Source organism: Pseudonocardia aurantiaca (assembly GCF_039526725.1).
GTDB classification, from domain to species: Bacteria; Actinomycetota; Actinomycetes; order Mycobacteriales; family Pseudonocardiaceae; genus Pseudonocardia; species Pseudonocardia aurantiaca.
On the sequence record NZ_BAAAJG010000026.1, the window covers coordinates 1 to 23942 of the forward strand.

Genomic DNA, 23942 nt, shown 5'->3' on the forward strand with positions numbered 1-23942 from the left:
TCCACCCCGACTCGCACCAGCCGCACATCGGCCGGCAGACAGGTGCGCAGCCCGGCGAGCATCACCGCGACCCGCTTCGGGTCAGCGGGAACTCCACCGCCGGCATGATCGTCCGCCCGGTGAAGTCGCACGCCATCACCATCGCCGAGGACTTGCCCACGTCCACTGGCACCGCCACCAATTGCCGCAGCGGCACCTCCTCGCTCCGCGCGGTCCACCCCACGACTTGCTCATCGATCGCTCGCATCGCCACCTCCGGCGGAAGATCAGGCCGGGTCACCCGGCCACCGAGACTGACGATCTCCTTGTGGCACCTTCAGCGATCACAACGAGGGAGCCACGCCGGAACAGATATCAGCGATCCTTGGTCGCTAGGGCTCGGCGCGGCGCGCCGCCACCAGCTCGCGCAGCCTTGTCAGCGCCCGGTGCTGGGTCACGCGCACGGCCCCGGACGTCGACCCGACCGTCTGGGCCACCTCGACGGCGGACAGGCCGAGGGCCAGGCGCAGCACCAGGATCTCGCGGTGGTGCTCGGGGAGCTCGTCGAGCATCGCCCGCAGTTCCCCGACATCGGAGCCGAGCATCGCCGACTGCTCGGGGCCAGGGCTCGGGTCGGGGGAGTCGGGCACCCCGTCGCTGGGCACGGAGCGATCGCGGCCGGCCGCCCGGTAGGCGTCCACCACCTTGTTGCTCGCGATGCCGTAGACGAACGCCATGACGCGCTTCTCCGGCCGCCAGCGCCCCAACGCGCCGCAGACGGCGACCAGCGCGTCCTGTGCGACGTCCTCGGCGGCCTGGGAACCGAGCATGCCGTTGCCGATCCGCGCCCTGCAGTACTGAAGGACCATCGGGCGGATGTGCGTCAGCAGCCGGTCGAGGGCCAGACGGTCACCGGCCGAGGCGAGGCGCGCGAGATCGTTCAGCTCGGCGTCACGTTTCACCGACCGGGCTGCGTCAGCTCGGTCGGCTTCCTCGACTGCGGTAGCGTCGTCCCCGGCCGCTGGCACCGGTGCGCCCCTCCTGCATGTCTGTTAGGTCGGGAACAGGTGCTGGGTGTCCGGCCGGGGAGAGCGGTCCGCGTCCGGAGTGGTTGCTCGGAGGGATGTCGGATCACCCGGCCGTCTCGCCCGCGCCCGGGTGGAAATGTTTTCGACGGCGAACAGTAGCCCGTCCGCGCCTTCTCGCGCTTCCGAACGGCGTCCGCGTACGCCGCCGTTCGGGTTCGCAGCTCAGCCGAGGGCGCCCCCGACGGGCCGCTGGAGCGCAGCGTCTGCGCGCTTCCCGCGGCGCGCGGGTGCGACTATGGACCTATGCGATACGTCGAGCACGTCTCCGACCTGGTCGGGAACACCCCTCTCGTCCGGCTCGGCGCGGTCGCCGAGGGGATTGCCGCTCCCGTGCTGGCCAAGGTCGAGTACTTCAACCCGGGCGGGAGTGTGAAGGACCGCATCGCCCTGCGGATGGTGGAGGCCGCGGAGGCCTCGGGTGAGCTGCGGCCCGGCGGCACGATCGTGGAGCCGACGTCGGGCAACACGGGCGTCGGGCTCGCGATGGTGGCCCAGCGCAAGGGCTACAAGTGCGTCTTCGTCTGCCCGGACAAGGTGAGCGAGGACAAGCGCAACGTGCTGCGCGCCTACGGTGCCGAGGTCGTCGTCTGCCCCACGGCTGTGGACCCGGACCACCCCGACTCCTACTACAAGGTCTCCGACCGGCTCGTCGCCGAGATCGAGGGCGCCTGGAAGCCCAACCAGTACGCCAACCTGCACAACCCCGAGTCGCACTACCTCGACACGGGCCCGGAGATCTGGGAACAGACCGAGGGGCGCATCACGCACTTCGTGGCGGGCATCGGCACCGGCGGCACGATCAGTGGCACCGGGCGCTACCTCAAGGAGGTGTCCGGCGGCCGCGTGCAGGTGATCGGCGCCGACCCGGAGGGCTCGGTGTACAGCGGCGGGGGTGGGCGGCCCTACCTGGTCGAAGGGGTGGGCGAGGACTTCTGGCCCTCCACCTACGACAAGGACATCTGCGACCGGATCATCGCGGTCTCCGACGCCGACTCCTTCGACATGACGCGCAGGCTCGCGCGCGAGGAGGCGCTGCTCGTCGGTGGCTCCTGCGGGATGGCCGTGGCCGCCGCCCTGCGGGTGGCGCGTGACCTGTCGCCGGAGGAGGCCCGCGACGCCGTCATCGTCGTGCTGCTCCCGGACGGCGGGCGCGGCTACCTGGGCAAGGTCTTCAACGACTCGTGGATGGCGAGCTACGGGTTCCTGCCGCCCGCGCAGGGCGCCACCGTCGGCGACGTGCTGCGGCGCAAGGACGGCTCGATCCCCGACCTGGTGCACGCCCACCCGAACGAGACGGTGGCCGACGCCGTGCAGTACCTGCGGGAGTTCAACGTCTCGCAGATGCCCGTCGTGCGCGCGGAGCCACCGGTGATGGCCGCCGAGGTGGCGGGCGCGGTGGTGGAGCGCGACCTGCTCGACGCGCTGTTCACCGGGCGCGCGCAGCTGTCGGACCGGCTGGAGAAGCACATGTCCGAGCCGCTTCCCACGATCGGCGCGGGCGAGGCCCTCGAGACCGCGATGACCGCGTTCGCCGAGGCCGACGCGGCCCTCGTGCTGGTCGACGGCAAGCCTGCCGGCGTCGTCACCCGCTCCGACGTGCTGGCCTTCCTGGGCTCTTGAGCGGGCAGAGGCCCCGGCTCAGGACGGCCGCGGGCTCGTCAGCAGGGCGTCGATCTGCTCGTCGCCCGTCGGCGGCTCGTGCCGGGTCGGCGCCCCGGCCGCAAGCAGCAGGGCCACGGTGCCCGGGTAGTCGCCGTCCGGGGCGCGGTTGTTCACCACACCCCAGATCGCGCAGTCCAGCGGTGTCGGGCCCTCGTCGTCGAACGCGCAGTCGGCCAGGTCCGCCCCGCGCTCGACGAGGAGCCGCACCGTGTCCGTGCGCCCGTGCATCGCGGCCTGGTCGAGCGGGGTGAACCTGCTCCAGCCGCGCGTGTCGGTTCCCCAGCCGTCGTCCAGCAGCACGCGGACGACATCTGTGCGCCCGAGCAGGGCGAACTGGCCCAGCAGCCAGCCATGGCCCTCGCCGGGGAGGCCGGGCATCGGCCGGGGCGCGGCCGGGAGCACGGCCGGCCCGCCCCTGGCGAGCGCGAGCACCGCAGTGTCCACCGAGTCGAGGTCGGCGCGGGCCCCGCTCGCGTGGAGCAGGTCGTACGCGGCGAGGTGGCCGCAGCGAGCCGCGACCGCCAGCGGTCGGTGGCCCGTCCGGGGATCGGGCAGGTTCACGTCCGCGCCCGCGTCCAGCAGCATCCGCAGGATCCGCGTGCCGCGCCCGCGACCGATGGCCCAGTGCAATGCGCCCGCGTTCGCGTCGGCGCCGTGCTCGAGAAACCACGCGATCCCGCCGGCGTCCTCGAAGTCCAGCTTGTGGATCACGAGCCGTTCGAAGCCCGGCCGGTACAGCACGTCGAGGAAGGCCGTGTCCCCCTGCTCGCACGCGTGGTAGAAGGCGTCCTCGTCGGGTTCGGCGCCTGCGTCCAGGAGGAGCCGGACGAAAGCCAGGTCCCGACGCTCGACGGCGTCGAAGAGGGCCGAGCGACGCCACTCGCCGCCGTACTCGACGGTGTGGGCGCCAGGGTCGGCACCCGCTGCGAGCAGCAGGTCAGCGCAGCGGCGGACGTCGGCGGGCGCGCCGTTGGAGCGGCGCAGCAGTACCAGGAGGGGCGGGTGGCCGTCGAGCTCCGCCGTGGCCGCGCCCGGGTCGGCGGCGAGGATCCGGGCTAGCCCCTCCGGGTCGGCGAGCACGAGCGCCCGCTCGATCCCGTGCAGCCCGAGCGCCTGCACGTGGTGCACGAGCCGCGGCCAGCTCGCGAACCCGTGGGACCGCGCCAGCTCGTGCTGGGCGCTGCTGAGCGGGATCCCCTCGCGGCGGCGCAGATCCTTGGCCTGCTTGCGCAGGTGTTCCAGCGAGGGGTGGGCGGGGAGGGCTGGCACGGCGAACCTCGTTCCGGGCCCGTGTCCGCGCGTGCGGGCCGAGGTCCGTCCGGACGTCGGGAGGTGGTGCTGCCGGTGGGATCGTCCCTTCCCCGCGGACAGGGCGCGCCCGGCGGCGCGAGATCAGGGTAGCGACGTCAGCCGTGGCCCGCGACCGGCGCGATCGGCCGGAAGCCCGCCAGTGTGATCGGCACGAGCAGCACCGCCTGCATCGCCGCGATGGCGCCTTCGCCGGGCGAGTCCGCCGGCTCCCGGTAGGTCACTCCGGTGTCCCGGTGGGCCCGCGCGTAGCGTTGCGCCATGCGCGGCTTCTCGACCAACGCCATTCACGCAGGCCAGGCGCCCGATCCGAGCACCGGGGCCGTGATCACGCCAATCCACCTCTCGTCGACGTTCGCCCAGGACGGCGTCGGCGGGCTGCGGGCGGGTTACGAGTACTCGCGCAGCGCCAACCCCACCCGCACCGCCCTGCAGGAGTGCCTCGCGGCCCTGGAGGGCGGGCGGCACGGCCTCGCGTTCGGCTCCGGTATGGGCGCCTCTGACGTCCTGCTGCGGGTGCTGCTCAAGCCCGGCGACCACGTCGTCATCCCGCACGACGCCTACGGCGGCATGTTCCGGCTGGTCGACAAGGTCCTGTCGCACTGGGGTGTCGAGTACACGCCGGTCGACCTCGGCGACGTCGACGCGCTGCGGGCGGCGCTGCGGCCGAACACCCGCGCCGTCTGGTGCGAGACGCCCACCAACCCGTTGCTCGGCATCGCCGACATCGCCGCGGTCGCGGACGTCGCCCGGACGGCAGGAGCGAAGCTCGTCGTCGACAACACGTTCGCCTCGCCCTACCTGCAGCAGCCGCTCGCGCTCGGCGCCGACGTGGTGCTGCACTCCACCACCAAGTACGTCGGCGGTCACTCGGACGTGGTCGGTGGCGCGCTCGTCACCAGCGACGACGAGCTGGCCGAACGGCTGCGGTTCACGCAGAACGCGACCGGGTCCGTGCCTGGCCCCTTCGATGCCTGGCTCACGCTGCGCGGCGCGAAGACGCTCGCCGTACGGATGGAGCGCCACAGCGACAACGCCGAGCGCGTCGCCGAGCTGCTGGCGGGTCACCCGGCCGTGGGGCGCGTGTACTACCCGGGGCTCGCCGAGCACCCTGGCCACGAGGTGGCGGCCAAGCAGATGCGCCGCTTCGGCGGGATGGTCTCGTTCACGCTCGTCGGTGGCCGCGCGGCCGCGCTGGGCGTCTGCGCGGCCACCGAGATCTTCACGCTGGCGGAGTCGCTCGGCGGGGTCGAGTCGCTGATCGAGCACCCCGCCGCCATGACCCACGCCTCGGTCGCGGGCTCGGCCCTCGAGGTCCCGGACGACCTCGTGCGGCTCTCCGTCGGCATCGAGGACGTCGAGGACCAGGTGGACGACCTCCAGCAGGCGCTGGCGAAGGTCCGCTGACCTAGCGACCAAGGATCGCCCAGCTAGGGTGCGCCACGCGGGAGCGGTCAGCCCTTCGACGGCGCGGCCGGATCGATGGCGTTCGGATCCTGCGGCGCAGGGTGCGGCACGACGATGTCGCCAGGTGCGAGGCACCCGCCGATCAGCTGGTAACCACCAGCGACGGGCTCGTAGTGGCCGGGGTCGTCGCAGCCGGCGCCCTTCACCGTGAACACAGCGATCACGGCGAGCACGGCAGCCACCAGCAGCGGGGCGATCGCGCGCAGCTGTGTCATCCCGACCTCCCCGACGCGATGCCCGTGCCGGGCACCGCATTCCTGCCACCCAAGGCTACCGGGACGAGTGAGGAGGTGGCGCGCCCGGCGGATCGCCGGCACGCGGTGTAAGGATGCCTGTATGACCGCCGACCCCGCCGCCGTCGCCCCGGTCGGCCTGTCGGAAGTCCGCGCGGCGCGCGAGCTGCTGGCCGGGATCGTGTCGCTGACGCCGGTGGCGGGCTCCCGGGCCCTGTCCGAGATGTGCGGCGGACCGGTGTGGTTCAAATGCGAGAACCTCCAGCGCACGGGTTCGTTCAAGATCCGCGGGGCCTACACCAGGATCGCCCGGCTCGACGCCGAGCAGCGGGCGAGCGGTGTGGTGGCCGCGAGCGCGGGCAACCACGCCCAGGGAGTGGCGCTCGCGGCGCAGATGCTCGGTGCGCGCTCCACCGTGTTCATGCCGGAGCAGGCGGCGATCCCGAAGGTCGGCGCCACCCGCGGCTACGGCGCCGAGGTGCGCCTCGTCGGCGAGACGATCGACGGGAGCATCGCGGCGGCCACCGAGTTCGCCGAGCGCACCGGCGCGGTGTTCGTGCACCCGTTCGACCACCCTGACGTGATCGCCGGGCAGGGCACGGTCGGGCTGGAGATCCTGGAACAGGTGCCCGACGTGCGCACGGTGCTCGTGTGCACCGGCGGCGGCGGGCTGCTCGGCGGGATCGCCGCCGCGGTGAAGGCGCAGCGCCCCGACGTCGCCGTGGTGGGGGTGCAGGCCGAGGGCGCGGCGGCGTGGCCCGCCTCGCTTGCGGCAGGGGCGCCGCAATCGCTCGCGTCGATGCGCACGATCGCCGACGGGATCGCCGTCGGCCGCCCGGGGAAGGTCACGTTCCCGCAGGTGGCCGCCCTGGTCGACGAGATCGTGACGGTCGACGACGACGCGCTCTCCCGGGCGCTGCTGCACTGCCTCGAACGGGCGAAGCTGCTGGTGGAGCCGGCCGGCGCGGCGGCGGTGGCAGCGCTGCTCGAACACCCGCGCCGCTTCGCCACACCTGCCGTCGCGGTGCTCTCCGGCGGCAACATCGACCCGCTGGTGCTGCTGCACGTGATTCAGCACGGAATGGCGGCCGCGGCCCGCTACCTCTCGCTGCGGGTGCGGGTGGGCGACCGGCCCGGGGCACTGGCCGAGTTGCTCGGGCTGGTGGGGTCGCTCGGTGCCAACGTGCTCGACGTGGAGCACTCGCGGATCTCCGGCACCCTCCCGCTCGGCGACGTGCAGATCGAGCTGACGCTGGAGACGAGGGGCCGGGAGCACTGCGCCGAGCTGGTGGAGGCGCTACGCGCCGCCGGCCACGTCGTTTCCGACGTGGCCGGCGAACACTGACCCCTGGAGCCGGTGGGCTTACGAGGCCCGGAACGGCTCGGCGGAGACCAGGGTGACCTTCATGCTGCCGCCATCGGGCAGCGCGTACTCGCGGGTGTCGCCGACGTGCGCGCCCAGGAGCGCGGCCCCGAGCGGCGAGTTCGGTGAGATGACCTCCAGGTCGGCGCGGCTGCCCTCCTCGCGGGAGCCGAGCAGCACGGTCTCGGTCTCGTCGTCGCCGTCGTAGCGCAGCTTGAGCACCATGCCGGGGGCGGCCGTGCCGGAGTCGGTGGGGGACACGCCGACCTGCGCCGTGCGGAGCAGCTCCTGGAGCTGCCGGATGCGCGCCTCTTGCTGGCCCTGCTCCTCGCGCGCGGCGTGGTAGCCGCCGTTCTCCTTGAGGTCGCCCTCCTCGCGGCGGGCGTTGATCTCGGCAGCGATGACGGGGCGGTTGGCGATCAGCTCGTCGAGTTCCTGCTTGAGCCGATCGTATGCATCCTGGGTGAGCCAGGTCACCTGGGCATCCGTCACGGTCATCACTCCTCCAGCCTGTCCAAGGGTCCTTTGCAGCCACGGAGCGTCGCCCGCGGAAGCGGCCACCCGTTACGGGCAGCCCGTTATCGAGGGCTCCACACCCCCGAGTAAGGAAAAACACGACCCGCCTGCGGGCCGTGTGTGGTTCACGATAACACGGTTCCTGTCCGTTCGTCGCAGCCTTCTCGACGAACGGTCGAGGCTTCCTGGAAGTTCCGGCGTGCTCATCGGCCCAGGTCAGCGTGGCTGCACGTGCATCTGTGCGCACGCCGGGCCGACGCCCCTCCGTCGCGGTGGCCGGTCACCTTAGTGGTGGACCGATGATGTTCGCGAGGGGCTTAGACCTATGGCCCCATTCGCGTCTGGACCACCCGTCCGGCCCAGCGGCGAAGTTACGGACAGTGATCACCGATTTGGGGAAGGTCAGCGGTGCGCCCGGTGTTGCACCGTGGCGACGGTGGAAGTGTCGGGATGTTCTGGAAGCATTCCGAAGACTGGACCCGAGAGGGTCAACCGTGAGCGTCGAACCCCTCGACCCGATGGCACCCGGAAGGACCGCGGCCGATCCCATGTCCTCAGCCGATCCCCGAACCGCCATGAGCACCGGCCCCCTCCGACTCATGACGGTGCACGCGCATCCCGACGACGAGTCCAGCAAGGGCGCCGCCACCTGCGCTCGCTATGTCGCCGAGGAAAGCGAGGTCATGGTCGTCACTTGCACCGGCGGCGAGGCCGGCAGCATCCTCAACCCCGCCATGGACCGGCCCGAGGTGCTGGGGAACATCTCCGAGATCCGGCGCGCCGAGATGGCCAGGGCCGCCGAGATCCTCGGCGTGCAGCACCGGTGGCTGGGCTTCGTCGACTCCGGCCTGCCCGAGGGCGACCCGCTCCCGCCGCTGCCCGAGGGCTGTTTCGCGCGCGAGGACCTCGACGTCGCCACCGAGCGGCTCGTCGCCGTGGTGCGCGAGTTCCGGCCGCACGTTTTGGTCACCTACGACGAGAACGGCGGGTACCCGCACCCCGACCACATCCGCTGCCACGAGATCTCGGTGGCGGCGTTCGACGCGGCGGGCGACCCCGACCGGTTTCCCGATGCGGGGGAGCCGTGGCAGCCCCTCAAGCTGTACTACTCCCACGGGTTCTCGAAGAAGCGGATCATCGCCTTCCACGAGGCGCTGCTCGCCCGCGGGCTCGAGTCGCCCTACGCCGAATGGCTGGACAATTGGCCCGCCGACCGCTCCGACCCGGGGGAGCGCGTCACCACCCGGGTGCACTGCGCCGACTGGTTCGAGGTGCGCGACAAGGCCCTGCTCGCCCACGAGACGCAGATCGACCCCACGAGCCGGTGGTTCTTCGTTCCGCTCGAGATCCAGCGCGAGATCTGGCCTACCGAGGACTACGAGCTTGTGCGGAGCCTGGTCGACGCGCCCGCACGCGAGGACGACCTGTTCGCCGGCATCAACGAGCGGGTGGCGATGCGCCCGGCCGTCTGACGTGCGCGTACCGTTTGCGGTGTGAGTCCCTTGCTGGTGGGCCCGGTCTCCGTCACCCAGGCCGTCGTGTCGGTGCCGGTGCAGGACCCGGCGCCCCCGCCCGGCCAGGGCGAGGAGTTCGGCAAGGCGTCTCCGGTGGCGCTCGTCGTCATCATCCTGCTGGCGCTCGTCACGATCGTCCTGATCCGGTCGATGACCAAGCGGATCCGGCGCCTCCCCACGTCGTTCGACGGGTCGGACGCGCAGCCGCCGGCGCGCGACGCCGAGGATGCCGGGCGCGACCCGTCCTGACACCCTGGAGGCATGCCTAACCGGCTTGCCGCCGCAACCAGCCCTTACCTTCTCCAGCACGCCGACAACCCCATCGACTGGTGGGAGTGGTCGGATGAGGCGTTCGCCGAGGCCGCCCGGCGGGACGTGCCCGTGTTGCTGTCCGTCGGGTACGCGGCCTGCCACTGGTGCCACGTCATGGCGCACGAGTCGTTCGAGGACGCGGCCACGGCGGCACAGGTCAACGCGGAGTTCGTGGCTATCAAGGTGGACCGCGAGGAGCGGCCCGACATCGACGCGGTCTACATGGCGGCCACCCAGGCGATGACCGGCCAGGGCGGCTGGCCGATGACGTGCTTCCTCACCCCGATCGGTGAGCCGTTCCACTGCGGTACCTACTACCCGCCGACACCGCGGCCCGGGATCCCCGGCTTCCGCCAGCTCCTGGACGCCGTGACGCGCGCGTGGCGGGAGGAGGGCGACCGGGTGCGCACCTCGGCCGCCGAGATCGCGGCCCGCCTCGCCGACAGCTCGATGGTCTCGCTGCCGCCCGCAGGTGTGGACGGGGACGTGCTGGACCGGGCCGCCGCAGGCCTCGCCGAGCAGTTCGACAAGCGCGCAGGGGGCTTCGGCGGCGCGCCGAAGTTCCCGCCGTCGATGGCGCTCGAGTTCCTCGTCCGCAACCACGAGCGCACCGGTTCCGAGGAGCCGCTTCGCCTGGCGGCGCTCACCTGCGAGCGGATGGCCCGTGGCGGGATGTACGACCAGCTTGCCGGCGGGTTCGCGCGCTACAGCGTCGACGCGGGTTGGGTCGTGCCTCATTTCGAGAAGATGCTGTACGACAACGCGCTGCTGCTGCGGGTCTACGCGCATCTCGCCCGCCTCCCCGACGCTCCGGACCTTCCGCGACGGGTCGCCGAGGAGACCGCCGAGTTCCTGCTCCGCGACCTGCGCACAACACAGGGCGGGTTCGCATCGGCGCTCGACGCCGACACCGAGGGGGTCGAGGGGCTCACGTACGCGTGGACGCCGCCGCAGCTGCGCGAGGCCCTCGGCGACGCCGACGGCGACTGGGCCGCATCCCTGCTGACCGTCACCGAGCGGGGCACGTTCGAGCACGGGTCGTCCACGCTGCAGCTGCTCGCCGACCCCGAGGACCCCGAACGCTGGGAGCGGGTGCGCGCCGCACTGCTGAAGGCGCGCGGCGCGAGGCCGCAGCCCGCGCGCGACGACAAGGTCGTCACGGCGTGGAACGGGATGGCGATCCTCGCGCTGGCCGAGGGCGGTGCGGCGCTGGGCCGGCCGGACTGGGTCGCGGCGGCCACGGACGCCGCCGACCTGCTGCTGCGGACGCATGTCGTGGACGGGCGGCTGCGGCGGTCGTCGCGCGACGGGGTGGTGGGCGCCGCGGCGGGGGTGCTGGAGGACTACGGGTGCTTCGCCGACGCGTTGCTGGCCCTGCACCAGGCCACCGGAGAGCCGCGCTGGCTGTCGGCGGCCACCGAGCTGATCGACGTCGCGCTGGAGCACTTCGCCGACCCCGAGCGGCCCGGCTCGTTCTACGACACCGCCGACGACGCCGAGGTGCTGCTGCACCGGCCGCGCGAGTTCACCGACAACGCCACCCCGTGCGGCAGCTCCGCGCTGACGTCGGCATTGATCACGGCGTCGGTGCTGGTGGCCGAGCCCGACCGGTACCGCGACACGGCGGAGAACGCGCTCCGGTCCATGGGCACGCTACTGGACATGCACCCCCGGTTCGCGGGGCACTGGCTCACCGCCGGAGAGGCAGCGGTGCGGGGCCCGCTGCAGGTGGCGGTGGTCGGCCCGGATGGCGACGAGGGCAGGGCGGAGCTGCTGGCCCACGCCCGGCGGATCGCGCCCGGCGGCACAGTGATCGTGCCCGGCGAGCCCGGTGCGGCCGGGGTGCCGCTGCTGGACGACCGGCCCCTCGTCGACGGGTCCGCGGCTGCTTACGTCTGCCGCGGGTTCGTCTGCGACCGTCCCGCGACCACGGAGGCGGAGCTGACGGCGAGCTTGGTCCTCCGCGCCTGAGGATGGCGGATTCGCTCCGAGCGAACCGCTGCACAGATACCCACTTGCTGTGTAATCTCGTAATCACGAGAGCAGAGCACGTGGAGGTGGCGTGATGTCCGGACGGATGCACCGCGGGTGGCACGGAGCAGGGGGTCGTGGGCGGGGCCCCGGGCGGGGCGGATGGCAGCAGGCCGACCTGCCCGGAGCGGAGGACGCCGCTGCCTGGCTGCATGGCCGGCTGCCGGACGAGTGGTTCGCCGCGGCGCCGGACATCACGGTCGACCGCGAGGAGATCCTCATCGTCGGCCAGCTGCCGCCGCTGGATGGCGAATTCCCCGACACCGAGGCGGGCCGTGCCGACCGCGCGTCTGCCGAGGCGGGCCGCATCTCCCGCTTCCGCGAGACGACCCGCGAGGAGCGCATCGAGATCGCGCGCCAGGCCGAGCACCGTTACCAGCGCAAGGTGGCGTGGGGCGCCCGCGTCGGCGACACCGTCGAGCTGTTCACGGTGGCGTCAGTGCCCGTGATGACGCGCCTGCGTCAGCCGGAACGCATCGTGCTCGACACGCTCGTCGACTCCGGGGTCGCCCGCTCCCGTTCCGACGCGCTGGCCTGGGCAGTCCGCCTCGTGGGCCAGCACGCCGACGAGTGGCTCACCGAACTGCGTGACGCGATGGCGAAGGTGGACGAGCTGCGCGCGAAGGGCCCCACGGGTGGCGAAGGCACCGCCTGATCCGGGCGCTCAGCGGATCTGTTCGCCGTAGACCTTTTCCACCCGCAACTTCAGCAGCACGCGCCGGTCGGCGACCATCACGGCGCGGTACTCGTCCCAGTCCGGGTGCTCGCCGGCCGCCGACCGGTAGTACTCCACCAGCGCGTCCACCTCGGGCCCGTTCGGGTCGGTGCCCGGGCCGATGAGTTCCGCGGTGCCCTCGGCGGTGGCCCAGGACCAGCCGTCGGCGCTGGTGACCTCGAGGGCGGTCCGCGGGTCGCGGCGGAGGTTCTTCGTCTTCGCGCGTCCCTCGGTGATCGAGACGTAGACGAAGCCGGCGTCCCGGTCGTAGTACGGCGTGACCGGGGAGAGCTGCGGACGGCCGTCGGACTTGATCGTGGCAAGTACCCCGAGGCGGGACTGGGCGAGCAGCGCGTGCGGGTCGAACTGAGTGGCGGCGGTCATACCGCCGTCAACCGGCCGCGATCAGATCGCATTCCGGGTGGCCCGACGATGGTCAGAAAAGGATCAGCCAGATCGCGATGTAGTGGCAGATGGCCGCGAGGACCGTGGCCGCGTGGAAGAACTCATGGAAGCCGAACGTGGCGGGCCACGGGTTCGGCCAGCGCGTGGCATAGAAGACGGCGCCCACGGTGTAGAGGAGGCCGCCAGTGAGGAGTAGGACGAGCGCGGCCACCCCGCCGCCGACGAGCATCGCCGGGATGACGAACGCGGCCATCCAGCCGAGCGCGATGTAGATCGGCACGCCGACCCACGCGGGCGCGTGCGGCCAGACCGTCTTGAGCACCACGCCGGCGAGCGCGCCTGCCCACACGACGATGAGCACCCACCGGGCCGTGCCCGGGTCCATCGCCAGCGCTGCTACCGGGGTGTAGGTGCCCGCGATGAACAAGAAGATCATCGAGTGGTCGAGCCGCTTCATCACGGCGCGGCTGCGCGCCGTACGCCAGGTGCGGCGGTGGTAGAGCGCGCTCGTGCCGAACAGGCCGAGGATCGTGACGCTGTACACCGACGTGGCGAGCGCCGCGGCCCCGCCGACCAGCGCCGCGGAGACAGCGATGAGCGTGGCGCTGGCGGCGATCGACACCGCGAAGGACCAGAAGTGGAGCCACCCACGCATCCGCGGCTTGACCAGCGGGGCTCCGGGGGAAGGCGAGTCGCGGGTCCCGGTCGTCACGCATCGAGATTACGGCACCCCGCCGAGCGCCGAGGTGTACTGCGCGTGAATCCGGCCACCGGCCGGGCCCGATCATTGGCCTGATCACGGACCCGGTCACGGTGCTCCTGCCCGCGCGCCTGCAGGGCCCTCAGGCGGCGGGCGTACGCTCTCCGGCCGTGAATCTCCGCGACCTGCTCTACTCGGTGTACGAGCGCAAGCTGAGCCGCGAGTTGAACAGGGCGGGTGCAACAGCGGTCCGGCCGCGGCACGTCGCGCTGATGCTCGACGGCAACCGGCGATGGGCGCGGGACGCCGGCTTCGTCGACGTCAACGACGGGCACCGGGTGGGCGCGGCCAAGATCGCCGACCTGCTGGAGTGGTGCGAGGAGGCCGGTGTCGAGGTCGTCACCCTGTGGCTGCTCTCGACCGACAACCTCAAGCGCGCCGCCGAGGAGCTGGAACCGCTTCTGAAGATCATCACGAACGTCGTCGACGAGCTGAGCGGTCCGTCGGCCCGGTGGCGGCTGCGGATCGTCGGCGCGCTGGACGTGCTGCCGCGGGAGATGTCCGAGAGCCTGTCCACTGCGGCGGCGCGGACGGTGGGACGGCCGGGGCTGCAGCTCAACATCGCGGTCGGGTACGGCGGGCGGCAGGAGATCGCCGACGCCGTGCGCAAGCTGCTGCTGAAGCACGCCGAGGCGGGCTCGTCGATCGAGGAGCTCGCCGAGGTGCTCGACGTCGACCACATCGCGGCCCACCTCTACACGTCGGGCCAGCCGGATCCGGACCTCGTCATCCGGACGTCCGGCGAGCAGCGGCTGTCCGGGTTCCTGCTGTGGCAGTCCGCCCACTCGGAGTTCTGGTTCTGCGAGGCGTACTGGCCGGAGTTCCGCCGGGTCGATTTCCTGCGCGCGCTGCGAGACTACGCGGCCCGGCACCGTCGATTTGGCTCCTGATCTTCTCCACACCCAGAAATGGCGCCGGACCCAATGGTCCGGCGCCACTTCTCAGGCACCGCAGAGATCAGTCCTCGTACTTCTGCTTGACCGAGTCGCCGGCGTCGGCACCCTGCTTGCAGTCGTACTCCTCGGACTCGTCCGTCGTCGCCTCGCCGAAGATCGCCAGCGCGCCAACGAGGTCCTGGACGGCGAAGGACTCGATGTCGCCGTTGGAGCAGTAGTTGAACGCGGCGTCGTTGTCGGAGAAGTTGATCAACGCCTTCTTCGAGTCGTCGACGTGGTTGACGTCCTCGACCTTGACCTTCTTCTTTCCATCGTGGTCATTGTTGTGGTCGTGCTTGTCGCCAGCGAAGGCGAGCGGGCTCACGGCGAGCAGACCGGCAGCGCCCATGGCCACGACAATTCCAGCCTTCTTCAGCACAGTTCATCTCCTGTTAGGTGATCCGGAGTCGGCCGGAGCCGATTCCATTCAGAGTCAGCGTTATGACCGGGGAGCCCTCGCTGACTGAGGAAAACGTTAGCGGCTCCGTCGAGGGGGAAACAAATTTCCTACCACGATCGTGTGGTCCGAATACTCTCGGTTTAGTTACGCCCACTTTCGGGCAGGCCTGGACTTTGCCGGCGCGGCCCTCGGCCGCGCTGGTTGGGCGGTCCGTAATCGAGAATCACCCGGTTGCGACCGTATCTTTTCTCGGTCGAGAAGTAGCGTGATCGGGGCTTCCTGGAGCCGACATCGGGTGGCCCAGCGCTACCGGTCGGTATCGTGCTCCGGTGCGCGCCGCGGAGGCTGTTGGTGACTACGTGTCGCTCGCGCTGCGTCTCGACGCGTTGCTCCCCGGAGCGGCCGACTTCCCCGGCCCCCGACCGGCCGTCGGCAAGGCCACCCCGGCCGCCGTCGTGGCCGACGCCGGCCGGCTTGCCGCCGCCCTGCCGGACACCGGGCTCGGCCCGGAGCGGGAACGGTTCCTGCGCGCCCAACTGCTCGCCGTCGAATGGACGGCACGGCGGCTGGCCGGCCAGCGCGTGCCGTTCGACCTGGAGGTGGCCGCGAGCTACGAGGTGCGTATCTCCCTCGGGACCGAGGACGTCTACCGGCGGATCCACAGTGAGCTCGCCGAGCTGCTGCCGGGCCGTGGGCCGCTCGCCGGTCGGATGCAGGCGCACAGCGCCCATGACGAGGTGCCCGTCGCGCGGCTCGTGCCCGCTGTGCACGCGATCTCGGCGGCCCTGCGCGAGCGGACGCGCGCAGTCGTGTCGCTCCCCGACGATGAGCACGTCGAGTACCAGGTGGTGCCCGACGCCCCCTGGATTGCGCTGCACCAGTACCTGGGCGGCTACCGGTCCCTCGTCACGCTCAACGCGGGCGCCCGCCTGCGCCGGGCGCAGCTGGTGCACCTCGTCGCGCACGAGGCCTATCCCGGCCATCACACCGAACGCTGCCGCCGGGAGGCCAGGCCCGTCGCTGCGGGGTGGGACGAGCACCGGGTGATGCTGGCCGTCAGCCCGCAGGGCACCCTCGCGGAAGGTGCCGCCGAACTCGGGCTGCACGCCCTCGTCGGTCCGCGCTGGGGCCGGTTCGCCGCGACCGTCCTCGACGGGGTGCTCCCCGGGTTCGACGGCGAGCACGCCGAGCGGGTGCACGCGGCCACGGCGGGGCTCGCCCGGGTCCGGCAGGACGCTTCCGTGATGGTGCACGGTCAGGGCGTGCGTGCCGACGACGTGCTCGCCCACCTACGGCGGTGGGCGCTGCTCGACGACACCCGGGCCGCGCGCGTGCTGCGTTTCCTGCGGCATCCGCTGTGGCGCGCGTACCCGGCGACCTACGTGGAGGGTGGAGAGCTGCTCCGCCGCTGGTGGGAGCTCGACCCGCGGCCCGCGCGCTTCGTGCGGCTCCTCGACGAGCCGCTGACGCCCGCCGCGGTGCGGGCCGAGCTGACGAGCGGTGGGAGCTCCGGGCCGGTGCCCCGGGAAAGGCCGCTCACCGCGACCGCGCCTCACTGAAGACGCGGAACGCCTCGTCCCCGAACAGCACGAAGCGCACCGTGCGAATCGAACCGACCGGCTCCGAGACGGCGGCCAGGGCGATCTCGGCGGCCGATTCCAGCGGCCATCCGTAGATGCCTGTGGAGATCGCCGGGAAGGCGACCGACTCCGCGCCGAGCCCGGCTGCCACGTGCAAGGAGTTGCGGTGGCACGCGGCCAGCAGCGCGGACCGGTCCTCAGAGGCCGACCACACCGGACCGACCGTGTGCACGACCCAGCGCGCGGGCAGCCGGCCTGCCGTGGTGGCCACGGCGTCCCCGACCGGCAGCCCGTCCGGGAGCTCGGTCGCTCGCAGCCTGCTGCACTCGGCCAGGATCTCGGGCCCGCCGCGCCGATGGATGGCGCCGTCGACGCCGCCGCCTCCCAGGAGGGCGGAGTTGGCGGCGTTGACCACCACGTCCACCTCCTGGGTGGTGATGTCGCCTTCGACGATCTCGATGCGCACAGGGCCACGCTACGCGCCGTCGAGCGGCGTGGAAGGCGCTCTCCGAGGCCGCGCCGGCCGGCGTCCCAGGCGGACCAACGGGATGAGCCACCCAGGTCAGTCTCGACGGACAGTGGCCGCAGGGCGATGAGCGGTAGTCCGATCTGTTAAATCTCGGTTCGATCACGCGAGGTCGTACCGAGTTGCTGTTGACCGCACCCGGGTGACCGCCGGTAGCGTTCTAGTCGGCGGAACGTACCCGATGCGTGCCGCTCGGGAGGCCCTGGTCGTGGTGTCACTTTCACCCGAGGGGGCCGGCACCCGGCCCTCGCGGGCGTGGTCGGCGGCGAGTTCCAGGTCGTCGGTAGCGCCCCGCAGGGCCAGCCGGCCTAACGGCTATGTGGGCGCGGTGCCGCGCCCATCAGGGAGCATTCGTCGGCCTTGCCTCCGGGGTCGCCATTGGGCACCGGGGGTTCGGCGTCGGCGACGCTAGCGAGGAGCCTCCGTGACCGACCGTCGTACTGCCCCTGCTCCGCACACCACCACCTGTTACGTGCTTGACACCTCCGTGCTCCTGTCCGACCCGTGGTCACTGACCCGATTCGACGAGCACGAGGTCGTCCTGCCGCTCGTGGTGATCTCCGAGCTCGAGGGCAAGCGACACCACCCGGAACTGGGCTGGTTCGCCCGCACGGCGCTGCGCATGCTCGACGAGCTGCGCATCGAATACGGCCGCCTGGACGCGCCGGTGCCCATCGGTACCTCGGGTGGCACCTTGCACGTCGAGCTCAACCACACCGACCCGGAGGTGTTGCCGGCAGGGTTCCGCACGGACTCGAACGACAGCCGCATCCTGGCCTGTGCGCTCAACCTCGCCGCCGAGCGGAAGGCCGACGGCCGGGGTGACGTGGTGCTGGTCAGCAAGGACATGCCGCTGCGGGTCAAGGCAGCCGCCGTCGGGTTGCAGGCCGACGAGTACCACGCGCTCGACGTGGTGCCCTCGGGCTGGACGGGCATGGCCGACCTGGAAGTCACCGCGGCCGACGTCGACAGGCTGTTCCGCGACGGCATGATCGACCACGACGCCGCCCGCGAGCTGCCGGCCAACACTGGGTTGCGGCTGCTGGGAGGGGGATCGGCGGCGCTCGGCCGGGTCACGGCGGACAAGCGGGTGCGGCTGATCCGCGGCGACCGGGAGGCGTTCGGGCTGCACGGGCGGTCGGCCGAGCAGCGGGTGGCGCTCGACCTCCTGCTCGACCCCGAGGTCGGGATCGTCTCCATGGGCGGCCGGGCGGGCACCGGCAAGTCGGCGCTGGCGCTGTGCGCCGGCCTGGAGGCGGTGATGGAGCGCCAGCAGCACCGCAAGGTGGTCGTCTTCCGGCCGCTCTACGCCGTCGGCGGGCAGGAGCTCGGCTACCTGCCCGGCAGCGAGAGCGAGAAGATGGCGCCGTGGGCGCAGGCCGTCTTCGACACCCTCGGCGCGTTGGTGAGCCAGAACGTGCTGGAAGAGATCATCGCCCGCGGGATGTTGGAGGTGCTCCCGCTCACACACATCCGCGGCCGCTCGCTGCACGACTCCTTCGTGATCGTCGACGAGGCGCAGTCGCTGGAGCGCAACGTTCTGCTCACGGTGCTCTCCCGGCTCGGCACGGCGAGCCGGGTGGTGCTCACGCACGACGTGGCGCAGCGTGACAACCTGCGCGTCGGGCGGCACGACGGCATCGCGGCGGTGATCGAGAAGCTGAAGGGCCACCCGCTCTTCGCGCACGTCACGCTCACCCGCAGCGAGCGCAGCCCGATCGCGGCGCTGGTGACGGAGATGCTGGAGGGCCCGGCCGCGTAACCCCGAACCCCCTTGCAGCAAAGCCACTTTCATGCAGCCACGTTGCGTGAAAGTGGCTTTGCTGTAAGTCCGGGACCTACAGGCCGTGCGGGGTGCCCTCCGTGAAGCCCGCCATCGTCTGGACGCCCACGGTCGCGCGCTCGTGCAGTTCGTCCAGGGTGCGCGCGCCCGCGTACGTGCACGCCGACCGGACGCCGGAGCAGATGGCGTCGAGCACGTCCTCCACGCCGGGCCGGGCCGGGTCGAGGTGCTGGCGCGAACTGGAGATGCCCTCCTCGAACAGCGCCTTGCGGGCACGCTCGAACCCGCCGTCGCCCCTCGTGCGCGCGGAGACCGCGCGCTTGGAGGCCATCCCGAACGACTCCTTGTACGGCTGCCCGTTCTCGTCGCGCAGCAGGTCGCCCGGCGACTCGTAGGTCCCTGCGAGCCAGGAACCGATCATGACGGCCGAGGCGCCCGCCGCGACCGCGAGCGCGGCGTCGCGCGGGTGGCGCACTCCGCCGTCGGCCCAGACGCGGACGCCGTGGTCCCGGCCGGCGGCCGCGCATTCCAGCACAGCGGAGAACTGCGGGCGGCCGACCCCGGTCATCATGCGGGTCGTGCACATGGCGCCTGGCCCGACGCCCACCTTGATGATGTCGGCGCCCGCGGCGGCGAGGTCGCGCACCCCTTCGGCCGTGACCACGTTGCCCGCCACGATCGGCACCCGCGAACCCGCGTTGGTGACGACCTCCCGCGCGGCGCGCAGCGCATCGAGCATCTTGTCCTGGTGGCCGTGCGCGGTGTCGACGACCAGCACGTCCACGCCCCCGGCGAGCAGCGCCTTCGCCTTGACACCCACGTCGCCGTTGACGCCGATGGCGGCCGCGGTGCGGAGCCGGCCCGCCGCGTCGAGCGTGGGGGAGTAGATCTCCGCCCGCACCGCGCCGAGGCCGGTGAGCAACCCGGCGAGGCGGCCGTCGGCGTCGAGGCCGAGGGCCACGCGGCGGCCGCCGAGCGCCTCGAACACGTGCCGAGGCGGTGTGTCCAGCGGCATCGTCAGCGGGGCCGGGTCGAGCACGTCGCCGAGCCGCGTGAAGCGGTCCACGCCGGTACACGCGGCCTCGTCGACCGTGCCGACCGGCTTGCCGTCCTCGTCGACCACGACAACCGCGCCGTGTGCACGCTTGGACAGCAGGTTGAGCGCGTCGGCCACCGCGTCGGCGGGGGTGAGCATCAGCGGGGTGTCCCAGACGGGGTGCCGCGACTTGATCCATCCGACGATCTCGGCCACTGCCTCGGGGGCGACGTCCTGCGGCAGCACGGTGAGGGCACCGCGCCGGGCGAGGGTCTCGGCCATCCGCCGCCCGGCCACGGCAGTCATGTTGGCCGCGATGACCGGGATGGTGGCACCCGAGCCGTCGGCGGTGGTCAGGTCGACGTCGAACCGGGAGGTCACCGAGGACCGGCCGGGGACGAGGAACACGTCGTCGTAGGTGAGGTCGGCGTGGATGTCGGACCTCGGGTCCTGCCCGTCGAGGAAGCGCACGAGACGACAAGAGTACGCGCCGGGGCGCCCGCCGTCAGGGCGCGACCGAGCAGCTCACACGCGGGCTCTCACTCGCGCAGCAGCGCCCGCACCGCGTCGATCGTGTCGGCCTCGGCGGGAGTCTTGTCCGGGCGGTAGCGCAGCACCCGGGCGAACCGCAGCGCGACGCCACCCGGGTAGCGCGGGCTGCGCTGCGCGCCGTCCAGCTCGATCTCGACGACGAGCTCGGGCCGTAGCAGCACCGCCTGGCCCGTCTCCTCTCTGGCGAGCGCGGGGAAGGTGCTGGTCTGCCACGCGAGCAGCTCGTCGGTCATGCCCTTGAACGTCTTGCCCACCATGATCGGCTCGCCGCCGTCGGGGTCGCGGGCGCCGAGGTGGATGTTGGAGAGGGTGCCGGTGCGGCGGCCGTAGCCCCACTCGGCGCCGAGCACGACGAGGTCGAGCGTGTGCACCGGTTTGACCTTCTGCCATGCGCGGCCCCGGCGCCCGGCTGCGTACGGGGCGTCCAGCGACTTGACCATCACCCCCTCGTGGCCCGCGTCCAGCGCGCGTTCCAGCAGCTCGACGGCCTCCTCCGGACTCGGCCGCAGCGCGCCGGGCATCCGGTGGGCGCCCGCTACCTTCTCCAGTGCGTCAAGCCGGACGTGCAGCGGCTCGTCGAGGAGGTCGGCGCCGTCGAGGTGCAGGCAGTCGAAGAAGAACGGCTGGAGCAGCAGCTCGCCTGCAGCAGCGCCGAACCGGCTCATCGTCTCCTGGAACGGGCGCGGCCTGCCGTCGTCGCGCAGCGCGAGCGTCTCGCCGTCGAGCACCACGGACCGGCACGGCAGGCCGCGCACCAGCTCGACGAGCTCCGGGACGCTGGGGGTGATCTCGCGGAGCGTGCGCGTCCAGACGCGCACGCCGTCGCCGTCGCGGTGGACCTGGATGCGGGCGCCGTCGAGCTTGAACTCGACGCTCGCCTCGGGAGCCAGCTCGGCGAGCGCGGAGTCGAGTGTGTCGGCGGGTGACGCGAGCATCGGCCGGACCGGCCTGCCCACCTGGAGGCGCACTGCGTCGAGGCCCTCGACGCCTTCGGTGAGCGCCAGCCGCGCGGTGGCCGGGAGCTGGCCGGACAACATGAACGCCCGCCGGACAGCCGCGGCCGGCACTTCGGCGGCCGCTGCGACGGCCTCCAGCATCACACCCTCGAGCGCGCCCTGGCGCAGCTCGCCGGTGAGCAGCCGTCGCAGGAACGCCTGCTCGTCGGCGGTGGCGGCGCCGAACAGCTCGCCGAGCAGCGTGGCGCGCCGGGCCGCGGACCCCGCGCCCGTGGTGGCGGCCAGCGCGTCGAGGGCGGCCTCGACCGCCGCGACCTCCAGGGTCGGCTCGACCGCCGGGGGCGCGTCGAGCTGGGAGAGGGTGCGCCAGCCGGTGCCGAGCCGGCTCTGCCGCGGCTCGCCTGCCAGCCACGCTGTGGCCGGCTCGATCTCCTCGCCCCCGGCGCTGCGGAGTAGGGCGGCGAGCGCGGCCGACTTCGCCGTGCGGGAACGGGTGGCCCCGACTGCGGCGGAGGTGGAGACGACGTCGGCGAGCAGCACGGACCCATCCTGGCAGCGCGCACCGACATCGGCCGCGATGGCGGTTCCCGGGCGTATCAGCCGGTGACCTCGGTGCTCCTACCGACGTCCGCGACCGAGGCCGCTGTGATCCAGGGCATCCGAGGGAGCACCAATGATCAACTTCATCTCCAACGACCCGCTCGCCCCAATTCACCAGCCCCGCGAAGTCGCCGCGCGGCCCGACCGGAAGCCCGAGCTGGCGGGCTTCCTCGTCACAGGTAACGAACCGGAGGCGGTCTACCCGGTGGGCACTCCGGGCTTCCTCCGGTGGCAGGCCCGCCAGGCCGCGATCCTGGCCGTCGAGGCGTGGGAGGAGGCGCTCGACACCCAGATCACCACCTGGGCGGCCGCGCTCGACGACCCGAGCACCCTCGTGGTCGTGCCCGACGCGGGCACCGACCTCAACGCGTTCTACGACCGCGCGAGCCTCTCCTTCTTCCACCGCAGCGGAAACGGCCGGACGGTGTTCTCGGGAGCCAGCACGGACGTCGTGGCGCACGAGACCGGGCACGCCCTCCTGGACGCGTTGCGGCCCGATCTGTGGGACACGAGCTTCCTGGAGGTCGGCGGGGCACACGAAGCGTTCGGCGACATCACGGCGCTCGTGACGGCGCTCGCCGACAGGTCGACGCGGCAGGACCTGCTGGACTTCGTGCCTGACCTGGGCACCGCCCATTTCGTGGAGGCGACGGCGGAGGACCTCTCCGACGGCGTCCGGCTGTTCATCGGAGCCACGCACCCGGCGTCGAAGCCGCGGCGGGCGCTGAACACCTTCTCGTGGCAGCTGCCGGAGACGATGTCCCGGCACGGCGGCCCGGACGACATGATCGCCGAGGTGCACAGCATCGCCCGCATCCTCACCGGCTGCTTCTACGACGTGCTCAGGGCGCTGTACCGGGAGCAGGAGCAGACGGAGAACGGCCTGTGGGAAGCCACACGCATCGCCGCGCGCCTGGCCTGGTCCGGGTTCGCCAACGCGCCGGAGGTGCCGCGCTTCTTCCGGGCAGTGGGGCGCCAGATGGCGCTGGCGGCGGGCACGCAGAGCGAGGAGATGGGCAGGCTGGTGAGCAGGGCCTTCACCCGCCACGGCATCGCGTTGGGAGCGAGCGCGCTTCTCACGCCGGAGCTCGCGCTCGCAGGCGACGCCCCGCAGTTCAACCGGTCCACGGCCGTCGCGGATGTGCAGGACGCGACCATCGACGACCTGCGCCGCAGGCTCGGCACCGGTAGCGCGCCCGTGGACGTCAGCATGGTGCAGGTGGACAGCACCTCGGTGGCGAAGGTGAGCTTCCACGTGGACGTGGCGCTCGACGACGTCGACCCGCGCCTGGCGGGGGTGGTCTGCCCGACGAACGTGCCGGCGCTCGTCGGCGAGTCCGGGCACTCGGCCGCCCTGCTGCATGCGCCGCGGCAGGACGTGGCGACCGAGGAGACCCAGCAGTTCGTCCGGGTGCTGATCGCGAACGACCAGCTCGCGTTCGACCAGGAGAGCCCCCGGGGTCCGACGCACGTGGTGGGGCAGCGCGATGAGGGCACGCGCGAGCTGCGGCGAGTGGGGTTCTCCTGCTAATACGCGCTGAACCGCGTGCGTTTGATGACGGCCTCGCCGTCCTCGTCGCGCTCGACCTCGTGGGTTGCGCCGGGGGGCAGGGGCACGCCTTCGGGAGCCAGCTGGCCGTGCTCGCGCAGCGACCGCTCGAACACGGCCCCCTCGCGGTCCGCCGGGTCGACGAGCCGGCGGACCAGCGCGGGCACCTGCGACCAGTCGTCGAAGTCGGCCCCGAACTGCAGCGCCCGCATGCCGAGCGCCCGGCACGCGGCGACGTGGGCGGGGTCCTCGGTGATCACGAGGCAGTCGGCGAGCGTGGCGTCGGTGCCGAGCCTATGGAGCGCGAGTTCGTAGACGCGCCGGTCGGGCTTCCGCACGCCGGCGTGGGTGGAGAGCGTGACCCGCCGCTCGACGGGTTCGAAGGAGCCGCGCAGCCCGAAGCCGTCGAGGAGCGCGAGGTACTCCGCGAAGCGCTCCCGCACCCCCTCTGGGGTGGGCGGCACCGCAGCCGGGAAGTCGGACACCAGTGCGGTATCCAGGGGTTCGCCGGTCGCGCCGTCGAGCTGGTCGAGCGCAGCGAGGGCGTCCGTGACGTGCGGGAACGGCCCCTGCGGTCCCACGAGGGTGCCGCCGAGATCGAGGAGCACCACACGAACCATGGCGGGCACGCTACTGCCGCCGGCGACCCGTGGGAACCGACTCGCGCGCACT

The 23942-nt window shown here is 72.2% G+C and carries 24 protein-coding genes; 11 read left to right on the top strand and 13 right to left on the bottom strand.

Annotation, left to right across the window (positions count from 1 at the left end):
* Window positions 1–61: 61 nt before the first annotated feature.
* Together ABD143_RS30940 and shbA are read right to left on the bottom strand one after the other, a co-directional pair.
* Window positions 62–247: a hypothetical protein gene (locus ABD143_RS30940; protein ID WP_343985033.1), complete on the bottom strand. Its 186-nt coding sequence runs from the start codon at window positions 245–247 to the stop codon at window positions 62–64.
* 124 nt (window positions 248–371) lie between these two features.
* Window positions 372–941, bottom strand: a complete 570-nt coding sequence (gene shbA / locus ABD143_RS30945) for an RNA polymerase sigma factor ShbA (RefSeq protein ID WP_343985035.1) — start codon at window positions 939–941, stop codon at window positions 372–374.
* A gap of 369 nt (window positions 942–1310) precedes the next feature.
* Between shbA and ABD143_RS30950 the strand changes: the two genes are divergently transcribed.
* Complete coding sequence (locus tag ABD143_RS30950) at window positions 1311–2687, top strand: cystathionine beta-synthase (protein WP_343985037.1); 1377 nt, start codon at window positions 1311–1313, stop codon at window positions 2685–2687.
* Between the two features lie 18 nt (window positions 2688–2705).
* Here the strand turns inward: ABD143_RS30950 and ABD143_RS30955 are convergent, their stop codons facing one another.
* Both ABD143_RS30955 and ABD143_RS30960 read right to left on the bottom strand, forming a co-directional pair.
* On the bottom strand, window positions 2706–3998 hold the full coding sequence (locus ABD143_RS30955; protein WP_343985039.1) for an ankyrin repeat domain-containing protein: 1293 nt from the start codon (window positions 3996–3998) through the stop codon (window positions 2706–2708).
* A 137-nt stretch (window positions 3999–4135) separates the two neighbouring features.
* Complete coding sequence (locus ABD143_RS30960; RefSeq protein ID WP_343985041.1) at window positions 4136–4300, bottom strand: hypothetical protein; 165 nt, start codon at window positions 4298–4300, stop codon at window positions 4136–4138.
* On the opposite strand from ABD143_RS30960, the gene ABD143_RS30965 reads away from it, so the two are divergent.
* On the top strand, window positions 4299–5444 hold the full coding sequence (locus ABD143_RS30965; RefSeq protein ID WP_343985043.1) for a cystathionine gamma-synthase: 1146 nt from the start codon (window positions 4299–4301) through the stop codon (window positions 5442–5444). The two genes, ABD143_RS30960 and ABD143_RS30965, sit on opposite strands and share 2 nt — an antisense overlap.
* Before the next feature lie 47 nt (window positions 5445–5491).
* On the opposite strand, the gene ABD143_RS30970 is transcribed toward ABD143_RS30965, so the two are convergent.
* Window positions 5492–5719 carry a hypothetical protein gene (locus ABD143_RS30970; protein WP_343985045.1) on the bottom strand — a complete coding sequence of 76 codons (228 nt, stop codon included), beginning with the start codon at window positions 5717–5719 and terminating at the stop codon, window positions 5492–5494.
* 121 nt (window positions 5720–5840) lie between these two features.
* Between ABD143_RS30970 and ilvA the strand changes: the two genes are divergently transcribed.
* The gene (ilvA, locus tag ABD143_RS30975; protein WP_343985047.1) at window positions 5841–7082 is read left to right on the top strand and encodes a threonine ammonia-lyase; all 1242 of its coding nucleotides are present in this window, start codon (window positions 5841–5843) and stop codon (window positions 7080–7082) included.
* An 18-nt stretch (window positions 7083–7100) separates the two neighbouring features.
* Here the strand turns inward: ilvA and greA are convergent, their stop codons facing one another.
* Window positions 7101–7598 carry a transcription elongation factor GreA gene (greA, locus tag ABD143_RS30980; protein ID WP_343985049.1) on the bottom strand — a complete coding sequence of 166 codons (498 nt, stop codon included), beginning with the start codon at window positions 7596–7598 and terminating at the stop codon, window positions 7101–7103.
* A gap of 617 nt (window positions 7599–8215) precedes the next feature.
* On the opposite strand from greA, the gene mca reads away from it, so the two are divergent.
* The 4 genes from mca (at window position 8216) to ABD143_RS31000 (ending at window position 12128) form a co-directional block, all read left to right on the top strand.
* Window positions 8216–9088 (top strand): mycothiol conjugate amidase Mca, encoded by an 873-nt coding sequence (mca, locus tag ABD143_RS30985; RefSeq protein ID WP_343985051.1) that lies wholly within the window; start codon window positions 8216–8218, stop codon window positions 9086–9088.
* Window positions 9089–9109: 21 nt separating this feature from the next.
* On the top strand, window positions 9110–9379 hold the full coding sequence (locus ABD143_RS30990) for a hypothetical protein (protein WP_343985053.1): 270 nt from the start codon (window positions 9110–9112) through the stop codon (window positions 9377–9379).
* 12 nt (window positions 9380–9391) lie between these two features.
* Complete coding sequence (locus ABD143_RS30995) at window positions 9392–11413, top strand: thioredoxin domain-containing protein (protein WP_343985055.1); 2022 nt, start codon at window positions 9392–9394, stop codon at window positions 11411–11413.
* A 94-nt stretch (window positions 11414–11507) separates the two neighbouring features.
* Entirely contained in the window at window positions 11508–12128 is a 621-nt protein-coding gene (locus ABD143_RS31000; protein WP_343985057.1) for a hypothetical protein, read from the top strand.
* A gap of 9 nt (window positions 12129–12137) precedes the next feature.
* On the opposite strand, the gene ABD143_RS31005 is transcribed toward ABD143_RS31000, so the two are convergent.
* Both ABD143_RS31005 and trhA read right to left on the bottom strand, forming a co-directional pair.
* Complete coding sequence (locus tag ABD143_RS31005) at window positions 12138–12572, bottom strand: PPOX class F420-dependent oxidoreductase (RefSeq protein WP_343985059.1); 435 nt, start codon at window positions 12570–12572, stop codon at window positions 12138–12140.
* A gap of 52 nt (window positions 12573–12624) precedes the next feature.
* Window positions 12625–13248 (bottom strand): PAQR family membrane homeostasis protein TrhA, encoded by a 624-nt coding sequence (gene trhA, locus ABD143_RS31010; RefSeq protein WP_343985822.1) that lies wholly within the window; start codon window positions 13246–13248, stop codon window positions 12625–12627.
* Window positions 13249–13463: 215 nt separating this feature from the next.
* Between trhA and ABD143_RS31015 the strand changes: the two genes are divergently transcribed.
* Window positions 13464–14243 (top strand): isoprenyl transferase, encoded by a 780-nt coding sequence (locus ABD143_RS31015; protein WP_343985061.1) that lies wholly within the window; start codon window positions 13464–13466, stop codon window positions 14241–14243.
* 67 nt (window positions 14244–14310) lie between these two features.
* On the opposite strand, the gene ABD143_RS31020 is transcribed toward ABD143_RS31015, so the two are convergent.
* Entirely contained in the window at window positions 14311–14667 is a 357-nt protein-coding gene (locus ABD143_RS31020) for a hypothetical protein (protein ID WP_343985063.1), read from the bottom strand.
* A gap of 350 nt (window positions 14668–15017) precedes the next feature.
* On the opposite strand from ABD143_RS31020, the gene ABD143_RS31025 reads away from it, so the two are divergent.
* Entirely contained in the window at window positions 15018–16247 is a 1230-nt protein-coding gene (locus ABD143_RS31025) for a DUF885 domain-containing protein (RefSeq protein ID WP_343985065.1), read from the top strand.
* Here ABD143_RS31025 and ABD143_RS31030 read toward each other — a convergent pair.
* Window positions 16225–16734: an O-acetyl-ADP-ribose deacetylase gene (locus ABD143_RS31030; protein WP_343985067.1), complete on the bottom strand. Its 510-nt coding sequence runs from the start codon at window positions 16732–16734 to the stop codon at window positions 16225–16227. The genes ABD143_RS31025 and ABD143_RS31030 overlap by 23 nt on opposite strands.
* 484 nt (window positions 16735–17218) lie before the next feature.
* Between ABD143_RS31030 and phoH2 the strand changes: the two genes are divergently transcribed.
* Entirely contained in the window at window positions 17219–18556 is a 1338-nt protein-coding gene (gene phoH2, locus ABD143_RS31035) for an RNA 5'-3' helicase PhoH2 (RefSeq protein ID WP_343985069.1), read from the top strand.
* 76 nt (window positions 18557–18632) lie between these two features.
* Here phoH2 and ABD143_RS31040 read toward each other — a convergent pair whose 3' ends face one another.
* Both ABD143_RS31040 and ABD143_RS31045 read right to left on the bottom strand, forming a co-directional pair.
* Window positions 18633–20084, bottom strand: a complete 1452-nt coding sequence (locus tag ABD143_RS31040) for a GuaB1 family IMP dehydrogenase-related protein (protein WP_343985071.1) — start codon at window positions 20082–20084, stop codon at window positions 18633–18635.
* Between the two features lie 68 nt (window positions 20085–20152).
* Entirely contained in the window at window positions 20153–21661 is a 1509-nt protein-coding gene (locus ABD143_RS31045; RefSeq protein WP_343985073.1) for an ATP-dependent DNA ligase, read from the bottom strand.
* A 133-nt stretch (window positions 21662–21794) separates the two neighbouring features.
* Here ABD143_RS31045 and ABD143_RS31050 point away from each other — a divergent pair, with 133 nt between their 5' ends.
* Complete coding sequence (locus ABD143_RS31050) at window positions 21795–23252, top strand: gluzincin family metallopeptidase (protein WP_343985075.1); 1458 nt, start codon at window positions 21795–21797, stop codon at window positions 23250–23252.
* On the opposite strand, the gene ABD143_RS31055 is transcribed toward ABD143_RS31050, so the two are convergent.
* Window positions 23249–23890 carry an HAD family hydrolase gene (locus ABD143_RS31055; RefSeq protein ID WP_343985077.1) on the bottom strand — a complete coding sequence of 214 codons (642 nt, stop codon included), beginning with the start codon at window positions 23888–23890 and terminating at the stop codon, window positions 23249–23251. The genes ABD143_RS31050 and ABD143_RS31055 overlap by 4 nt on opposite strands.
* Window positions 23891–23942: the final 52 nt, after the last annotated feature.

Excerpts from the sequence above, each read along its gene's own strand:
- ABD143_RS30940 (WP_343985033.1), bottom strand. The coding sequence starts at position 247 with ATGCGAGCGATCGATGAGCAAGTCGTGGGGTGGACCGCGCGGAGCGAG.
- ilvA (WP_343985047.1), top strand. The coding sequence starts at position 5,841 with ATGACCGCCGACCCCGCCGCCGTCGCCCCGGTCGGCCTGTCGGAAGTC.
- ABD143_RS30960 (WP_343985041.1), bottom strand. The coding sequence starts at position 4,300 with ATGGCGCAACGCTACGCGCGGGCCCACCGGGACACCGGAGTGACCTAC.
- trhA (WP_343985822.1), bottom strand. The coding sequence starts at position 13,248 with ATGCGTGGGTGGCTCCACTTCTGGTCCTTCGCGGTGTCGATCGCCGCC.
- ABD143_RS30965 (WP_343985043.1), top strand. The coding sequence starts at position 4,299 with ATGCGCGGCTTCTCGACCAACGCCATTCACGCAGGCCAGGCGCCCGAT.
- ABD143_RS31055 (WP_343985077.1), bottom strand. The coding sequence starts at position 23,890 with ATGGTTCGTGTGGTGCTCCTCGATCTCGGCGGCACCCTCGTGGGACCG.
- ABD143_RS30995 (WP_343985055.1), top strand. The coding sequence starts at position 9,392 with ATGCCTAACCGGCTTGCCGCCGCAACCAGCCCTTACCTTCTCCAGCAC.
- ABD143_RS31005 (WP_343985059.1), bottom strand. The coding sequence starts at position 12,572 with ATGACCGCCGCCACTCAGTTCGACCCGCACGCGCTGCTCGCCCAGTCC.
- ABD143_RS31050 (WP_343985075.1), top strand. The coding sequence starts at position 21,795 with ATGATCAACTTCATCTCCAACGACCCGCTCGCCCCAATTCACCAGCCC.
- mca (WP_343985051.1), top strand. The coding sequence starts at position 8,216 with ATGACGGTGCACGCGCATCCCGACGACGAGTCCAGCAAGGGCGCCGCC.
- greA (WP_343985049.1), bottom strand. The coding sequence starts at position 7,598 with ATGACCGTGACGGATGCCCAGGTGACCTGGCTCACCCAGGATGCATAC.
- ABD143_RS30970 (WP_343985045.1), bottom strand. The coding sequence starts at position 5,719 with ATGACACAGCTGCGCGCGATCGCCCCGCTGCTGGTGGCTGCCGTGCTC.
- ABD143_RS30950 (WP_343985037.1), top strand. The coding sequence starts at position 1,311 with ATGCGATACGTCGAGCACGTCTCCGACCTGGTCGGGAACACCCCTCTC.
- ABD143_RS31000 (WP_343985057.1), top strand. The coding sequence starts at position 11,508 with ATGTCCGGACGGATGCACCGCGGGTGGCACGGAGCAGGGGGTCGTGGG.